The 15,457-nt window shown below is 66.3% G+C and carries 16 protein-coding genes and 1 pseudogene; 10 read left to right on the top strand and 7 right to left on the bottom strand.

The features are described 5' to 3' along the window. Positions 1 to 48: 48 nt before the first annotated feature. Positions 49 to 1,431, bottom strand: coding sequence for an aspartate aminotransferase family protein (locus ABN273_RS46395; RefSeq protein ID WP_349455985.1), 1,383 nt, complete (start codon positions 1,429 to 1,431; stop codon positions 49 to 51). Between the two features lie 283 nt (positions 1,432 to 1,714). On the opposite strand from ABN273_RS46395, the gene ABN273_RS46390 reads away from it, so the two are divergent. Together ABN273_RS46390 and ABN273_RS46385 are read left to right on the top strand one after the other, a co-directional pair. After that, positions 1,715 to 3,070, top strand: coding sequence for a dipeptidase (locus tag ABN273_RS46390; RefSeq protein ID WP_349455984.1), 1,356 nt, complete (start codon positions 1,715 to 1,717; stop codon positions 3,068 to 3,070). Between the two features lie 581 nt (positions 3,071 to 3,651). Then, a complete protein-coding gene (locus ABN273_RS46385; RefSeq protein WP_349455983.1) occupies positions 3,652 to 4,509 on the top strand; it encodes a protein kinase family protein in 858 nt (285 codons plus the stop codon). A gap of 309 nt (positions 4,510 to 4,818) precedes the next feature. Here ABN273_RS46385 and ABN273_RS46380 read toward each other — a convergent pair whose 3' ends face one another. Both ABN273_RS46380 and ABN273_RS46375 read right to left on the bottom strand, forming a co-directional pair. Further along, a complete protein-coding gene (locus ABN273_RS46380; protein ID WP_349456058.1) occupies positions 4,819 to 5,334 on the bottom strand; it encodes a DesA/ISL3 alpha bundle tail domain-containing protein in 516 nt (171 codons plus the stop codon). A 183-nt stretch (positions 5,335 to 5,517) separates the two neighbouring features. Continuing rightward, positions 5,518 to 5,841: pseudogene (locus tag ABN273_RS46375) on the bottom strand (transposase); the annotation flags it as partial. A 221-nt stretch (positions 5,842 to 6,062) separates the two neighbouring features. Here ABN273_RS46375 and ABN273_RS46370 point away from each other — a divergent pair. Beyond that, positions 6,063 to 6,752, top strand: coding sequence for a 2'-5' RNA ligase family protein (locus tag ABN273_RS46370; protein WP_349455982.1), 690 nt, complete (start codon positions 6,063 to 6,065; stop codon positions 6,750 to 6,752). Between the two features lie 114 nt (positions 6,753 to 6,866). Further along, complete coding sequence (locus ABN273_RS46365; RefSeq protein ID WP_349455981.1) at positions 6,867 to 7,337, top strand: MFS transporter; 471 nt, start codon at positions 6,867 to 6,869, stop codon at positions 7,335 to 7,337. 303 nt (positions 7,338 to 7,640) lie between these two features. On the opposite strand, the gene ABN273_RS46360 is transcribed toward ABN273_RS46365, so the two are convergent. The 3 genes from ABN273_RS46360 to ABN273_RS46350 form a co-directional block, all read right to left on the bottom strand. After that, a complete protein-coding gene (locus ABN273_RS46360) occupies positions 7,641 to 8,339 on the bottom strand; it encodes an alpha/beta hydrolase (protein ID WP_349455980.1) in 699 nt (232 codons plus the stop codon). 266 nt (positions 8,340 to 8,605) lie between these two features. Next, positions 8,606 to 8,818: a hypothetical protein gene (locus ABN273_RS46355; protein WP_349455979.1), complete on the bottom strand. Its 213-nt coding sequence runs from the start codon at positions 8,816 to 8,818 to the stop codon at positions 8,606 to 8,608. A 263-nt stretch (positions 8,819 to 9,081) separates the two neighbouring features. Beyond that, positions 9,082 to 9,684: a hypothetical protein gene (locus tag ABN273_RS46350; RefSeq protein ID WP_349455978.1), complete on the bottom strand. Its 603-nt coding sequence runs from the start codon at positions 9,682 to 9,684 to the stop codon at positions 9,082 to 9,084. Between the two features lie 531 nt (positions 9,685 to 10,215). Here ABN273_RS46350 and ABN273_RS46345 point away from each other — a divergent pair. From ABN273_RS46345 to ABN273_RS46325, 5 genes are all read left to right on the top strand, one after another. After that, positions 10,216 to 11,295 carry a serine hydrolase domain-containing protein gene (locus ABN273_RS46345; protein WP_349455977.1) on the top strand — a complete coding sequence of 360 codons (1,080 nt, stop codon included), beginning with the start codon at positions 10,216 to 10,218 and terminating at the stop codon, positions 11,293 to 11,295. 440 nt (positions 11,296 to 11,735) lie between these two features. Then, positions 11,736 to 12,038, top strand: coding sequence for a putative quinol monooxygenase (locus ABN273_RS46340; protein ID WP_349455976.1), 303 nt, complete (start codon positions 11,736 to 11,738; stop codon positions 12,036 to 12,038). 46 nt (positions 12,039 to 12,084) lie between these two features. Continuing rightward, entirely contained in the window at positions 12,085 to 12,837 is a 753-nt protein-coding gene (locus ABN273_RS46335; protein ID WP_349455975.1) for an AraC family transcriptional regulator, read from the top strand. Between the two features lie 151 nt (positions 12,838 to 12,988). Continuing rightward, on the top strand, positions 12,989 to 13,603 hold the full coding sequence (locus ABN273_RS46330; RefSeq protein ID WP_349455974.1) for an RNA polymerase sigma factor: 615 nt from the start codon (positions 12,989 to 12,991) through the stop codon (positions 13,601 to 13,603). Between the two features lie 3 nt (positions 13,604 to 13,606). Further along, positions 13,607 to 14,521, top strand: coding sequence for a CU044_5270 family protein (locus tag ABN273_RS46325; protein ID WP_349455973.1), 915 nt, complete (start codon positions 13,607 to 13,609; stop codon positions 14,519 to 14,521). On the opposite strand, the gene ABN273_RS46320 is transcribed toward ABN273_RS46325, so the two are convergent. Beyond that, entirely contained in the window at positions 14,509 to 14,766 is a 258-nt protein-coding gene (locus tag ABN273_RS46320; RefSeq protein WP_349455972.1) for an SbtR family transcriptional regulator, read from the bottom strand. The two genes, ABN273_RS46325 and ABN273_RS46320, sit on opposite strands and share 13 nt — an antisense overlap. A gap of 150 nt (positions 14,767 to 14,916) precedes the next feature. Between ABN273_RS46320 and tnpA the strand changes: the two genes are divergently transcribed. Beyond that, positions 14,917 to 15,348 (top strand): IS200/IS605 family transposase, encoded by a 432-nt coding sequence (gene tnpA, locus ABN273_RS46315; protein WP_349455971.1) that lies wholly within the window; start codon positions 14,917 to 14,919, stop codon positions 15,346 to 15,348. Positions 15,349 to 15,457 lie beyond the last annotated feature (109 nt).

Here is a 15,457-nt window from a genome sequence, read left to right as displayed (position 1 = left end):
ACGCCGTCGTACCGGGATGACGGTGTTATGCGCCCGGTTACAGGCGTGTTATAGGCGCGCCCACGCTCGGGTGAGCACGTCACGGAGAATCGACCCGATCTCGGCGAACTCCTCCGGACCCGCGATCAGCGGGGGCGAGAGCTGGATGACGGGATCTCCGCGGTCGTCGGCGCGGCAGTAAAGGCCCGCGTCGAACAGTGCCTTGGACAGGAAGCCACGCAGGAGCCGCTCCGACTCCTCAGCGTCGAACGTCTCCTTAGTGGCTTTGTCCTTGACCAGCTCGATGCCCCAGAAGTAGCCGGCGCCGCGCACGTCACCGACGATGGGCAGGTCGCGCAGGCCGTCGAGGGTCTGCTTGAACAGCGGCTCGTTCCTTGTGACGTGACCGAGCAGGTCCTCACGTTCGAAGATATCAAGGTTGGCCAGTGCAACGGCCGAAGAGACGGGGTGACCCCCGAACGTGTATCCGTGGGCGAACATGGTGTCGCCGTCCTTGAACGGCTCGAACAGCCGCTCATGCGCGATCATGGCGCCGATGGGCGAATAGCCGCTGGTCAGGCCCTTGGCGCAGGTGATGATGTCAGGCACGTAGTCGAACTTCTGGCCGCCGAACATCGTGCCCAGCCGGCCGAAGGCGCAGATGACCTCGTCGGAGACGAGCAGCACGTCGTACTCGTCGCAGATCTCGCGCAGGCGCTGGAAGTAGCCGGGGGGCGGCGGGAAGCAGCCGCCGGCGTTCTGCACGGGCTCGGCGAAGACTGCGGCCACCGTGTCGGGGCCCTCCATCTCGATGGCGCGGGCCACGCGCTCGGCCGCCCAGAGGCCGTACTCCTCGGGGGTCATGCCCTTGACGCCGGTGATCTCGTCGGCGCGGTAGTGGTTGGTGTTGGGGACCCTGATCGAGCCGGGCACCAGCGGCTCGAACATCTGCTTGAACGCGGGGATGCCGGTGATCGACAGCGCACCCTGCGGGGTGCCGTGGTAGGCGATCTGGCGGCTGATGACCTTGTGCTTGAGCGGCTTGCCGATGAGCTTGTAGTACTGCTTGGCGAGCTTCCAGGCGGTCTCCACCGCCTCGCCGCCGCCGGTGGTGAAGAAGACGCGGTTCAATTCGCCGGGGGTGTAGGAGGCCAGGCGCTGGGCCAGCTCGGCGGCCTTGGGGTGGGCGTAGGACCACAGCGGGAAGAACGCCAGCTCCTGAGCCTGCTTGGCGGCAGCCTCGGCGAGTTCTTGGCGTCCGTGGCCGACCTGGACCACGAAGAGCCCGGCCAGACCGTCGAGGTAGCGCTTGCCGTGGATGTCGTAGACGTACGATCCCTCACCGCGCACGATGGTCGGGATCTCGGACTGCTGATAGGCGCTGTGCCTGGTGAAGTGCAACCACAGGTTGTCTTGCGCGGCCTTGAGGACGTCGTTTTCCGGCTGCGTCATGGTTATCTTCCCTCGTGTCTGAACTCCCCACAGTGTGCATGCTCACCTGCGGATTTGCCAAGCGAATCGGTCGCAGCACTATGCAAGAAAATCGAGATCCGCAGAACCGCTTTGTAACGGCGACGAAATCCGCATGTACATTGACGCGCGGGTCAGGCCCGTTCCCGAACTTGGGACGTTCTGTGATCCAATGAGAGCAACGCGTCTATACCAGCCCGCACCGGCTGAGACCTGTTGATGTAGACCACCCACTGACGATGAATGACCCACCGGGGGACCTTCCGTGACTCCTGACCAGATCAAGAGCGCTGTCGCCGCGGCGATGCCCCAGTCCGTCGAGGACCTCAAGCGACTGGCCTCCATACCCTCCGTGGCCTTCCCCGGGCATCCGGAGGAGCCGGTGTTCGCCGCCGCCGCGCTGACGGAGGAACTGCTGCGCTCCGCGGGACTGCCGCGCGTGCAGCAGGTGCCCGTCGAGGGCAGCTTCCCGGCGGTCTACGGCGAGGCGCCGGCGCCGCCCGGCGCTCCCACCGTCCTGCTGTACGCGCACTACGACGTGCAGCCGGCAGGCGACCTGGCCGCGTGGCGCACCCCGCCGTTCGAGCCGACCTTGATCGACGGCCGCCTGTACGGGCGGGGCTGCGCGGACGACAAGTCGGGCATCATCTCCCACGTCACCGCCCTGCGTGCCTTCCAGGGCCGGTTCCCCGTGGGCATCAAGGTCATCATCGAGGGCCAGGAGGAGTACGCGGGCGAGCGCCTGGAGGCGTTCGTCGAGCGCAACCCGGACCTGCTGCGGGCCGACGCCATCGTGGTGGCCGACTGCGGCAACCCGCGCGTCGGCGACCCGGCGGTCACGACGTCGCTGCGCGGCATGGCGGCGTTCACCATCGAGGTCCGCACGCTGAAGGAGGCGGTGCACAGCGGCTCGTTCGGCGGCGCCGCCCCCGACGCGCTGGCCGCCCTGATGCGCATGCTGACCTCGCTGCACGACGACAACGGCGACATCCGCGTGCCCGGACTGCCGCGCGGGAGGTTCCTGGGCCAGGGGCCGTCGGAGGAGGAGTTCACGAAGACGGCCGGCGTCCTGGACGGGGTCTCCCTGGTGGGCTCGGGCTCGCTGGCGGACCGCCTCTGGTCGTCGTACGCGATCACCGTGACGGGCCTGGACGTGCCGTCGGTCTCGGGCGCGGTGAACGCGGTACAGCCTTCCGCACGGGCACGCGTGACCGTCCGCGTCCCTCCGGCGGGGGACCCGAAGACGACGGTGAACGCGGTGGTGGAGTTCCTGCGCAAGGTGGCGCCGTGGGGAGTCCAGGTGTCGTTCGAGGACTTCACGGTGGGCTCGGGCTTCCAGGCGGACTCGGGCGGCAAGGCCCGCACGGCGCTGAACCGCGCCATGGAGTGGTCCTTCGGCCGCCCGCCCCGCGACGTGGGCGCGGGTGGCTCGATTCCGCTGGTGAACACGCTGCTGAAGCAGTTCCCCGCGGCCGAGATCCTGCTGTTCGGGGCGGAGGACGAGGACGCCGCCATTCACGCGCCGAACGAGCGGGTGGACCTGGAGGAGCTACAGCGCGTGGCGACGACCGAGGCCCTGTTCCTCCACGAACTCAGCCTCCCCTCGGCGCTGGGGGTTTAGGCAGTAGGTTGCGCAGGCCCACCCACTCGTTGCCCGACTGGGCGGTGAGTAGGTGGGCCGACGCGCACCCACCCGTTGCCCGACTGGGTGGTGGGCCTGCTGGACCCCGCCCCGGACGGGCCTCGCTCCGCTCGTCCCGGGCCGCGCCTGACGGCGCGCAAAGGTCTTCGCCAGGGGGCGCTTCGCGCACGTGGGCTCAGGCGCCGCTTCCAGTCGGGCCAAAGCCCCGACCCCTGGAGGGCTTCGCTTCGCTCAGGCGCCCTCATCAAGGCGCAGGCTTCGCCTGCGCATCGTGGCTACCCAGGTCGCATGATTTCTCTGGGAAGAGACACGCTGTCGGATCAAACGTCCTGGTCACGGCGTGGCACACCCTCACCCCAGCGGGAACCGCACTCCTCAACCCCGAACCAGTGGCGAGTCTCCGAGCTCTGAAGGGCCCATGATCCAAGCCCGGTGAGGCGTGTTCGAGTTCCGGTGTAAGCGGCCATGAAAATCTTGGTAGATGGCCAAGGAAATCACTCGATCATGCCCATGTGCCGCAGTACGGTCTGACACTTGGCCGGATTGAAGAGAGAACCGTAATGAGCTCCGCCACCTACATCGAACCTGCTGAATCCGAACCCGAGATCGCGCTGGTCGGCGGTGACGTCACCGAGGGCGTCGTACGCGTCGGCGACACAGTGCGGCGTCCGGTCGGCTTCAACGCTCCGCTCGTCCATGCCTTGCTCCGCCACCTGGAGGTGGTCGGGTTCGCGGGCGCGCCGAGATTTCTCGGCATTGACGCGGCCGGACGTGAGGTGCTGACGTTCGTCGCCGGCGAGGTCGCCGGACGGCCGAGGCCCGCGTGGATCGCCGACGAGGCTCGGTTGGCTTCGGTCGGCCGCCTCGTCCGGGCCTACGACGACGCGGCCACCGGTTTCGTCCTCCCCGAAGGGGTCCGGCCCTTCTCAGGGCTCACCGAGCTCACCGAGCAGCCGGACATGCCACCCGCACCGCCCTATCCGGCCGAACTGGTCGGGCACATGGACTTCACGCCTGACAACATCGTGTTCCGGGACGGCGAGGCCGCTGCGCTCATCGACTTCGACCTGGCCAAGCCGGTCTCCAGAGTCGACGAGGTGTGCAACGCGATGCTCTATTGGGCTCCGCTGGATGATCCCGTCGACGCCGATCCGCTGCTGCAGGACGTCGATGCGCCGCGCCGCTGCCGGATCCTCGCCGACGCCTACGGGATGTCGGATACGGATCGTTCCCGGCTCGTCGAGGTAGCCGTGCTGCGGTCAAGGCGGGCGTGGTTCTCAATGAAGCAGATCGCCGAGGCGCAGGGCGGGGGTTGGGCGCGGATGTGGCAGGAGGGCGTCGGCGATCAGATCAAGCGGCAGGAGGCGTGGTTGGAGCGAAACGGCGCGGCGATCGAAACGGCGTTGACCGCCCCATAGATTCCTTCGCCACGGGAGCAACGACGAGCTCGCCGGCTTCGGAAAGCGGTTCCGAAACGCGGTGACGTCGATTTCGACTGAAGGGCCCGCCCCGGAACCGACCGGCGAGCGGACCTACTTCTCACCCACGAAAGCCACCCGCCAAGAAGCTACCTGGCCACCCAGCGGGAGTTTGACGGCCGCCAACCTGGATCACGTTGGCCGCCATCAGGAAAACCTCGGCTCTGTCTCACTCCATGGGGTGGGACTACGGATGGTGACTGTCAGTTGTGCAGGATCATGGCGCGGAGGAGGTCGTGGTTGGCCCGGCTATACATGATTCTCTTCAGGTGCTTGATCTTGCAGTTTCTGCCCTCGATCGACCGCTCCGGACGAGTGGGACAGGGACAGGCCGTTGAGGACGGCAGCGTGGTCGCGACGGAGGCCGTTGGCGAAGGAATGCAGGTGGGGCAGGTCGTCGGCGTCGACGGTGGCCAGCCATCGGTCCAGGTCGTGGGTACCAGTGCGGTGGATGAGCATCTTGGCGAACGCCGTGACATGGCGGTGGAGGCGCTCCAGGCGAGGGCTGCGGGTGGTGACCTCACCGAGCCGCTGCTTGTCGGTGTCGGTGAGGTGCTCGGGGTCGCTGGTGATCCACCGGCGGACCTCCCGGATGGAGGGTGGTTTGGGCGGCAGCTCGGGGACGTGTAGTCCGGCACGCAGCGGTGCGATGTAGCGGCGGATCGTGCGGACGCTGCCACGGTAGCCCTGCTCACGTAACTCTCGGCAGAGCTGGGCGGCGTTGCCGCAGCCGTCGTCCAGGACGCGTTTCCGCAGGTAAGGCATGAATCCTCGGAAGTGGCGGGGCTTGTCTATACCGCTGGACAGCAATTCCTCGGCGGTGGAGGCACGCCGGTATCTCTGCACGGTTTTGAAGTCCAGGCCGAGGATCTGGCAGATCTGGGTCTGGTTGTAGCCCTCGGCGAGGAGCTTGTGGATCTCAGCGTGACGGTGGCGGGTCCGCTCCACGACCGGGGTCTCCTTCATCACGATCATCACTCCGCTCTGCTCATGCTCGCTTGGGTCCAGCGTGGGTTCACGCAGGTCAGCGTGGTGGGCGTGGATCGTCTTGTCGACCGCCACACATAGGTTCTGATACAGATGCCACCGGTCTGCGCATTGCTGGGCATCGGGTGCTCCCAGACGGGTGCCCTCGGCGAAGCCGCCGGCGCGATCGCGGCACACTACCCGTACCCCTGGGTGCGCGATCAGCCAGTCGGCCAACATCTGGGCCTCCCAGCCGTCCAACACATCGACCGGCTGGTGGGTGTCCATATCGACCAGGATGGTCGCGTAGCTCTGTCCTACGCGGTTTCACTGATTCCCTCCAAAGAAGCCGATCCAGAGCACGTCAGCGATCTCCTCCTTGATGCGCTAAACATTTCGGCAGATCGTCCGATAATATCGATTCAACAGCGCGCTATGGACCTTGTTCACAAAGCTACTCAACGATGGGGTGAAGCGAGTCGATTCAGCGACATTCACCACGCCGTATCTGCACGGAAAGTATGTTGATGAGCGAACCACGCCGTGAGATTCTTCCCAATTCTTTCAACAACGATGGACTCGACGAGCGTTTCCGAAGGCTTCGATACCTCGCTAACCACTGGAATCGCAGCGCCACCCCGCGCACCTACTACTGGTATCTGACGTTCGAGCCGTCGCCGCAGCTGCAATCGCTCGTCAAGCAATGCCAGGCAGCGATCTCCTTTCCTTACTATGATTTGATCCCCGAAAGCGACTTGCATCTTACGCTCGACAGAATTGCATTCGAAGATGACATAACGCCGACTCAACTACGTTCAATCGAAGCTGCCGCGATACACGCCTGCGCACAAATAACGCCTTTCGACATTTCCATCGGCTCCCTGGGCGGCACCCCCGGCGCACTCGGATTTAGCGCGTCACCGAGCGAGCCAATCAGACATCTTCGCGACGCCCTTCGCGAAGCAACCCTCTCGGTCCATCCAAAAGCACCCATTAAAGATGCCAAATTCCATCCACATCTGACAATAGCTTATTGCAACTCTGCCGATATTCCCGCAGCGCGGGCTATTGCAATGGTCGAGAGACTGCGCACTCTCCCCTCCGCAGACGTCGCGGTCAAGGAGAGTTCGCTCGTTTTGCTTGAGCGTCGCCAGCGCACCTATGCATGGCAGGAGATCTCCCGCATACCGCTTTCTGGACAATACGTCGAGGGCTAAACACTACAGCCGCGCTTCACGACCGTGACGCCATGGCCTGGGAGGACGCCCTCAGGTGGAGGTCATCGCCTTCCTCTCGGGACCGGTCCCCAGAAAATGTGGAAGGCTCTGAACATGACGAGTGAGCAGGGGGCCACGCCGTCCGACGAGGGCAGCGAACGTACTCCGCGCAACGGGCGCGATACGCCACCGCAGGACCAGCTGTCCGACCCGTCCGAACAGGACGCGAGCGTGTACTGGACACCTCCACCCCGAGCTGTGACGGTCGCTTCGACGCTCTGGATCTGCTTAGGCGTGCTGCTGGCCTTCGCCATGATCTATGAATTCTTCGGCCCGGGATCGGTCCCTTTGAGCACCGGTTGGTTATCTCTGGCCCTGTGGTTCGGTGTTGGCGTGGCCGTAATCGTCCTTGCCAAGCTCATGCGGCAAGGGAGCACTGGCGCCCGAATCGCGCTGACCGTGTTGGGGGCTGTGATGCTGCTCGGTATCTGGACCGCCCTGCTCGTCGTCCCCGCAATCGTGTTGCAGTTCCGGCCGAACAGCAACGCGTGGTTCCAGGCCGTCAACGGGCGAGTCGAAGCTTAGTACTCCAGCCGCACTGTGGCGCGCTGCCCAGCAGCCGGACAAGGCGGCAATGCATGGCCTTGAAGCCTTGACTCTGGCACAAGACACTAATTCAGCCCGTACCCATCAGGAAGTTCTGCGCCTCGTTGGACAATTGCGACTTTGGCAGCACATGGACAGCGTACGCGAACTACGCCACGCTATCCTTGCCTAGCCACTCGGCCACGGCACGAATGACATAGGCTTGCCACTCCTGTGTCTGCAGATTGGCATACTGAGGGTCATCGTGAACGGCGATACCGTGTTGGGCACCCTCGATTTCGATCAGTCGAGCATTACCTCCAAACCGGCCCACCGCATCCGCGACGACTGAACCGGAATAAACGTGTCGCCGGTGCCATGCACGAGCAGCGTCGGCGCATGGATATTGCCCAACTCCTGATGTGGCTGGAGGTAGAACACTTCATTGAGCAGACCTCGCCCCAGTTTGAAGGTCGGCGAGTGTGACACAAGTCCTTGTGTAGTCAATTCCCGTCCGGCGTCTTCGTTGATGTGGTCTCCTTGCCAATATGGCTTGTCGTTCACGAAGCGCTTTTTATAGTTGAGTAGCGGATTGATCAGGACCAGCCGCCGCACAGCTTCCGGGTAACGTGACGCGTAAAAGGCCGAGATGCCACCGCCGAAGCTTGCGCCGATAATGTTCGCCTGCTCGCATCCAAGTTCAGCGTATACATACTCGGCTGCCGCCCGGATGTCGTTGACGACACCTGCAATCGTCAGGTCTTCTTGCCGTCCCTCACTCTCGCCATGAGCGCGGAAGTCGAAGCGCAGCGAGGGCAGGCCAGCATCCGCCAGGCCAAGCGCTAGACGGCTGAAGAATCCGCCTTCCTCACGTGTGACGCCACCACCATGCACTAATACCGTTGCCGGTGTGGTTGGGGGCACGTCAGGAGCGACCAGAGTGCCACGAAGGTTCAGCCCGTCAAGGGAGCGGAAGACGATTTCGCGAGCGATCGAAGCCACACACAGCAGCATACGTATCCACAGCCTGGACGGCTCGCCCGGCCAACTCACCCCTGCTGAAGGTCGATCGGCGCTCTCTGGAGCCGCACAGGGCCTATCGCGGGGCGACCCTGTGCGATATCCATACGGACCAACATGGTTGACCATGCCGGGACGTCGGCTCAGCATGATCCGTTAAGGGGTTATTCGTCGGGTTGCGAACGTCCACAGGGACAATCGCGCACCTTTCTTACGAGGGAGGAGGAATGCCAGAAAGAGCGATGAATTCACACACCACCCGTTGAGGGAGGTGATACCAAACGAGCGCCTTCGTTGAACTCGGTCGCGATCAGTGACAACTCTTGCTCGTCGCGGATCGACCGGTGATTGGCCAACCGGAATCGGATCAGCACCCCAGGCCCCTTTGAAGTGTCCTCACGCCATGCCAGAGCTATTTTGGCGCAGAAAACCTGCACCAAAGAGTCTATGGCGAGCTTCACAGAGGTTCCAGTGTGCCCACACCAGGGACATGTTCATCGTTCGGAAGCCTCGACGCCACCAAGAACAACAGGGCCGTACCCGATGTCCAGCACGGTCACGCTCGTGCCCGAGGTCGGGCGACTCCAGCACACACGACTTGTAGTCGCGGGTCACCTGGTCGAGACAAGGGAACGCCTTGCGTCGACCCCGCCGACAACAAATCAGCCGTTTACAGCCCCGAGAAGCAGAGATCGAGTTGTCGTCCGCACCCTGGCCTATCGGGTCATTCCGGGGCGAGCTGCAACACCGCGGATTCACCGTCGACGGCCACCGCCGTGATGCTCAGGCCGTTCTGGGTGGCGGTGCTGTCGGCGCCCAGAACGACCTTGAACCTGCTCCCTGAGCTGGAGGAGTTGCAGCTGGTGCCGGTGCAGAATCCGCGCTGCGAGTCTCCGAGGTAGCGCCCGACAACCGTGACGGTGTCGAAGTCGACCGATTGCACCCGTACCGAAGCGATCCCCAGGCGGCGTGGCACAGTGATGTCCGCCCCCGGGCTCACCCGCACCTCGCACCGTCCGTCGGCACAGGCGGCGAGATCGGTGCCGTCCGCGGCCGACTGCTGGTCGGACGAGCTCGAATGCTCGCTCTGCGACGAGGTGTCCGGTGTGGCGCCGTCTTCGGCGCCGTCCGCGGCTGCCGTCGGGTCGGACGGGCTCGGAGACTCGCTCCGCGACGCGGCATCCGGCGAGGTGTCGCCACCCGACGCGCACCCGGCCAGCACCAACGTGCCACCCGCCAGCACCGCCGCGATCAGCCGGCGCAGCATGCCGATCCCGAGTGGGACGCCAGGTCTGCGCTCGCCGTGGGTTGTTCCTGCGTTGTCCACGTGTCTGCACTCCTTGCCTGCGACTGAACCCAGCGTAACGAACCGACCACTCAAAGTGGTCGAAGGGTGGTCTGTTCGACGCCACCCTTGACGCGCCGTGGCTCGTGGGCGGATGGGAGCCGGCGTGCGGCTTCGATCAGCTCGGTGTGGTCGGCAGTGGCGGCGGACGACCGGGGCGCCGATGCGCAGGCTCGGCGCCGCCGGTTTGGTGAGCGAGGTCAGGTAGACGACGGTGCCGTCATGATCGCCGGCCAGCAGGAGCGGCGGCACCGGCGTGCCGTGGCCGAGGTGCCGCGCGAAGTCGTCCCTCGATCACGAATGCGCCTGCCGCTCTGGCCGCGTCGATGATCTGCCGGCGGCGTTGTATCACACTCCTCTGACCTGGCGTTTCTCGTCTTCACGGCCACCGAACCGAGAAGATGATCTCGCCTGGTCATGGCTTGGCGATCACCTCGGTGGTAGGGAGGACCCCACCCCGACAGGCAGGCAGGCGTGACTGATCCTGAATGATCTTCCCGCGACATTGGAGGCATGACGAAATTGCTCGCTGCTGCTGTCGCCGGTTCCCTGATCCTCGCCCCTGTCGCCCCCGCCTTCGCCACCACCGCAACGCCCTCACCGCAGTCCCGCCTTGACCTGCTCACCACCGAGGACGGCATGGCGGGCGCGTTAAGCCAGGTGCGGAGCCCGGGCGACGCGACCGTGACCCGGCGCTCCGGCACCGCCGAGCGGGGCACCGGGAAGCCGATGATCGGCCCCCAGGGCCGGTTCAGGATCGCCAGCGGGAGCAAGCCGATCATTGCCGCCACCGTGCTGCGGCTGGTCGATCAGCAGAAGATCGACCTGGACGCCAGTGTGGAGCGTTACCTGCCCGGGGTGCTGCGCGGCACCGGCGACGGCGCCGGGATCGACGGTCGGAAGATCACCGTCCGGATGCTGCTGCAGCAGACCAGCGGCCTGCCCGAGTATCTCAACGCGATCAAGTGGAAGGAGCCCTTCCCGGACTTCCTGAAGGTGGCGCTGACGCTCAAGCCCACGCCCCGCGGCTCCTTCGCCTACGCCAACACCAACTATCTGGTCCTCGGCATGATCGTGACCGCAGTGACCGGCAAGGACTTCCGCCAGGTGAGCCGGGACCTGATCCTCGAGCCGTACGGGATGCGGGACACGTACTGGCCGGCCAAGGGCGACTACGGCATCCGCGGCCCGCATGCCCACACCTACGGGGTGCACCCCGGCCGGCCGCAGGGCGGCGAGGTGGACCTGACCGACCAGCTGCCCACCTACGAGTTCGGTCCCAGCGGCGGCCTGGTCTCCACTCCCGAAGACCTCAACCGGTTCTGGCGCAAGGCCCCGCTGGGCAAGATGATGGCCCGGCCGGTGCAGGTCGAGGAGGAAGGCTGGCCCGCGGACGCCCGCTACGGTTTCGGCGTGATCCGGATGAAGTCGAGCTGCGGCTACGCCTACTTCGTCGCCGGCGACATGCCGGGGGCCGCGGTGATCAGCGGCCGGCACCCCGCCGGGCGCGCCGCCACCGTCTACGTCACTGGCGTGCCCAAGAATCGGCAGCACCTGATCGACGCCTTCGTCGCCGCCATGTGCGACCGCTGAGTCCGGGCGGCCAGGTGGCGGCCTCGAGGCCGACGACGCGTGATAGCCGCGGGGCTCCGCCGCGGCACCGACACCCGCGACGCGCTGCGGCGCTTCCTACGCGCCACCATCGCCGAACTCGACGCCAATCCGCTAGCAGGTCTGGGTGGATGGCGGCCATCGGCTCGGCCGCCGTAGTGATCGGCTCGTCATCTCTCCGGTGAGCCGGCTCCGCACCCTGCCACCGGCGCAGCCGGAAGCGGGTGTGTTCAAGTTAACGGCTCTGCCTCTCTTTCGGTGGTGACGGAGCCTTGCGGAAAGGCAAGATGCCGGATGCCGCGAGTGGGCGTGTCCGTTGGAAGCGTGAACGCGTCCGACTCGCGGAAGCCGGCCGGGCCGGGTCTGCGTGAGGATCGGGACATCCCCTCGCGGCAGTCGCCGCCCCGATCCAGGAGGTCCTTGTGATCATTGCCATTGTCGACTTCGACACCGCCGCCGCCGACCGTGCGGCTGCCCTGGCCCAGCTCGACAGCGTGCGCGACGAGGTGCGCGCGATGCCGGGTAACGTTGCCTATCGGGTGTACGCCTCCCGGGAGGACGAGACCCGGGTGACCATCATCCACGAGTGGGACGACTGGGAGTCGTTTGCCGGCTACCAGAAGTCGGAGTCCTTCACACGCTCGGGCGAGGTGATTCGGCCGATGATGACCGGGTCGCCGGTGAGCCGGCGCTTTCGCGCGGAGTTGCTGGAGACCGTCGCCTGACCGGCGTCGTGGCGGCCCCCTACGATTGGTTCATGCGAGGCCGTGGATGACCCGGAAGGCGTACAGCTTCGTCCGCACGTTTCCGCGGGAGCCCGCTCGTGCGCTCAAGGTGGACCGCCACTACCTGCTCTGCGCCTCGGCCGGTGCCCTCCGGCTCGAGGCGCATGGCCAGGCGTGGCTGCTACCGCCGGCACGGGCCGCCCTGATCGAAGCGGGCGAGGCGATACGGGTGAGCATCCCGCAGCCGGCCACCACCGCGTCGGTGCTGTTCGACACCGGATTCACCCCGGCCCCGCCGGCGCCGCTGACCGTCTTCGACCTCAGTCCTCTGGCACGCGCATTGGTGACCGAATGCGGCGCCTGGGGCGAGAGCGACGAACCTCTTACGGCGTACGCGGAGACGCTTTTCACCGCGCTCGCCGCAGTGAGCTGGCGGCTCGCCGAGCGGCCGAGTCCGGTCGTCGTGCCGTCGGGGCGGTCACCGGAACTACGCCGGGCCCTGCAGCTGACCGAGCAGCGGCTCGGCGGCGAGATCCGCTTCGAGGACGTGGCAGACGAGGTGGGCCTGGCGCCACGGTCGCTGGCCCGGCGCTTCGAGGACGAGACCGGCATGACGTGGAGGGCGGTCCTGCGCCGGATGCGGGTGCTGCGTGCGATCGAAGAACTGGCTGCGGGCGATACCCCGATCACCCAGATTGCGTTCACGGTCGGCTACACCTCACTGTCGGCGTTCAACGCCGCGTTCCGGCAGCTGACCGCCCGCACGCCCACGGAGTACCGCGCCAGCTTCCACCCCTGACCGGGGCGGGCTCGCGCCTTTCGCGCCCGGATATGGTGCGCGAACTCGGCGACGAGGGGCGCGCGTGCACGGCTGTCAGAATTTTTGGAACCGCCGGCGCCGTTCGCGGCAATTACTCGTGTCATGACAGGAGAAACCCGAGAGGCAACAGATGCGACACGAGAGCCGGGCGGACGCGTTGTCGCGGCCCGACGTCCTCGGCACGGGCGGCGGGGTCGCGGCGGTCGCGCCATCCCGGCGTGCGTCCGAGCGGTTCGCCACCCTGTTCAGGCTCCACGCTCCTGAGCTCAAGCGGTACGTCGTGCGCCGCCTGGGCGTGGAGCCGGCGGACGACATCGTGGCCGAGACATTCGCAGTGGCGCTGCAGCGGCTGGAGTCGTACGACGTGAGCCGGGGCGACGAGCGCTCGTGGCTGTACGGCATAGCGACCAACCTCATCGGGCGGCACCGTCGCCGCGAGATCGGCCTTTACAAGGCGCTGATCCGCACAGGGGCCGACCCGGTGATCGAGCCGTTCACGGACGAGGTCGAGCAACGGGTGAGCGCGGACGGGGCCCGCAGGCGGCTGGCGAAGGCGCTGGCCGGGCTGTCCAGGAAACATCGGGACACGTTGCTGCTGGTGGCGTGGACGGAGTTGACGTACGAGGAGGCCGCGACGGCGCTCGGCGTGCCCGTGGGAACCGTGCGGTCGCGGGTCAACCGGGCTCGGGGCAAATTACGCAGGGCGCTCGGTGACATCGATCCAACCGCCGCGGACGAGGGGTAGCGAATGATGAACGAGATCGAGCTGCTCAGGACGATGCGCGACGAGGTGCCCGCGCAAACCGAGCTGACCGGGGTGGAACGCAGGCTGGCCGAGATCCGGGCGGGGTCGACGGTGCGGCACCCGCGGCGCGCGTACCGGTTGCGGATGGGTCTGGCGCTGGCGGGGGCCGGGGCGCTGGCCGTCGCGGCGGTGGGTGTGATCCAGGCCAGGGGCGGCGAGGCGCCGCACGCCCGCACCTTGGCGGGGAAGGCGCGCAGTGCGGCGGCGGTGCTGGAAAGCGCGGCGCTGGTCGCCGACCGGAGCAAGGCCGTCGAGATCCGGCCCGACCAGTGGTTCTACCTCAAGGAGACACAGCACCTGGGTGGGGAACTGCCGACGTTCGAGCACTGGAGCAAGATGGACGGGACCAAGGACGCGGTACGGGTGAAGGGCGAGCTCCGGGTCGGCAAGGCAGAGAAGGGGCTTACCCACGCCGGGCGTACCCAGGAGGAGATCGAGAGCCTGCCGGCCGAGCCCGGCGCGTTGCTGCGGCACTTCCGCGATCTCAAGCAGGAGCGGGTCCCGCTGTCGATCTGCCAGCCGCACTGCCCGCCGGAGATCGCGGACAGCGTCAAGGTGTTCGGTGCGATCGGGTGGTACATGAAGTTCGGGCCCATGATCCCGCCGGACACGGCCGCGGCGATGTACCGGGCGCTGGCGATGATCCCGAACGTGGCGGTCGAGGAGAACGTCACGGACGGGGACGGGCGCACCGGGATCGGTGTCGTGCTCGATACCGGGGAATCGGGCAAGGCGTACTACATCCTCGATCCCGGCGATTACCACTATCTCGGGATGAAGATCGTGAACGACGATCAGACTGTGTCCATGTCCGTGCTCGATTCCGGGATCGTGGACGAGCCGGGTCAGGTGCCGTAGTCGATCAGGCTCAGCAGGCGCTCGGCCTGTGCGCGGTCCGAGGCGGCCAGGGCGATGCCCTTGACCAGGGTCAGCAGGTCGCGCACGTCGAGGCCGGCGCGGACGGCGCCCGCCTGCTTGGCCGCGTCCAGCAGGGTCGAGGCGGTGGCGAGCATGGACGCGTGCCACTCCGCCACCAGTGCGGAGATGCCCTGGTCGTCGGTGACCGACAGGGCCAGGTCGCGCTTCGTGGTGATGTGGTCCATCAGGTCGAAGGCAGGGGACTGCTCCCTTCAGGGGGCGGGGGAATGGCGGGCGGGAAGGCGTTCTAGCGCCTGAGCGTGCCTTGTACCGCGGGTCCGTGCGGGTTCCGGTGAACACCGGTGCTATAAGAGCATCATCGTTATACTGATCGTGTGTCTCGTCAGGTGCGTACTTCCCCCGGCGCTGCCTATGACTTGGGCTACCACGTGGTGTGGTGCTCCAAGTATCGGCGGCCTGTTCTGGGCGGCCGGGTCAAGACCCGGCTGGAGGAACTGCTGCGCGCCAAGGCCGCTGAGCACGATTGGGAGATCATCGCCTTGGAGGTGATGCCCGACTACGTGCATCTGTTCGTCAAGCCGCATCCGAAGGACTCCCCGTCGTACGTGGCCAACCAGTTCAAGGGCTATACCTCCCGCCACCTGCGGGCCGAGTTCGGTCACCTGCGTTCCCGGCTGCCGACGTTGTGGTCGCGCTCGTACTTTGTGGCGAGTGTGGGCGCGGTCAGCGCGGTCACGGTCCAGCGGTACATCGAGACCCAGTACGAGCGCGCTGGCAAGGCCAGGAGTGGGGGCGAGGGTGCGTAGGTCGTTCAAGTTCCTGCTGGTGCGCCACGAGGCGCTGGATTGTCGAGTGAGGTGAAAGACCTGCACCGTTGGGTCGTCGCAGCGGCCCGATAGAAGCTGGGGGCAGTCT

Source organism: Nonomuraea sp. B19D2, from assembly GCF_040137845.1.
Lineage (GTDB): Bacteria > Actinomycetota > Actinomycetes > Streptosporangiales > Streptosporangiaceae > Nonomuraea.
The sequence above is the reverse complement of the archived record's forward strand: the minus strand, read 5'-3'. Positions and strand labels throughout refer to the sequence as shown.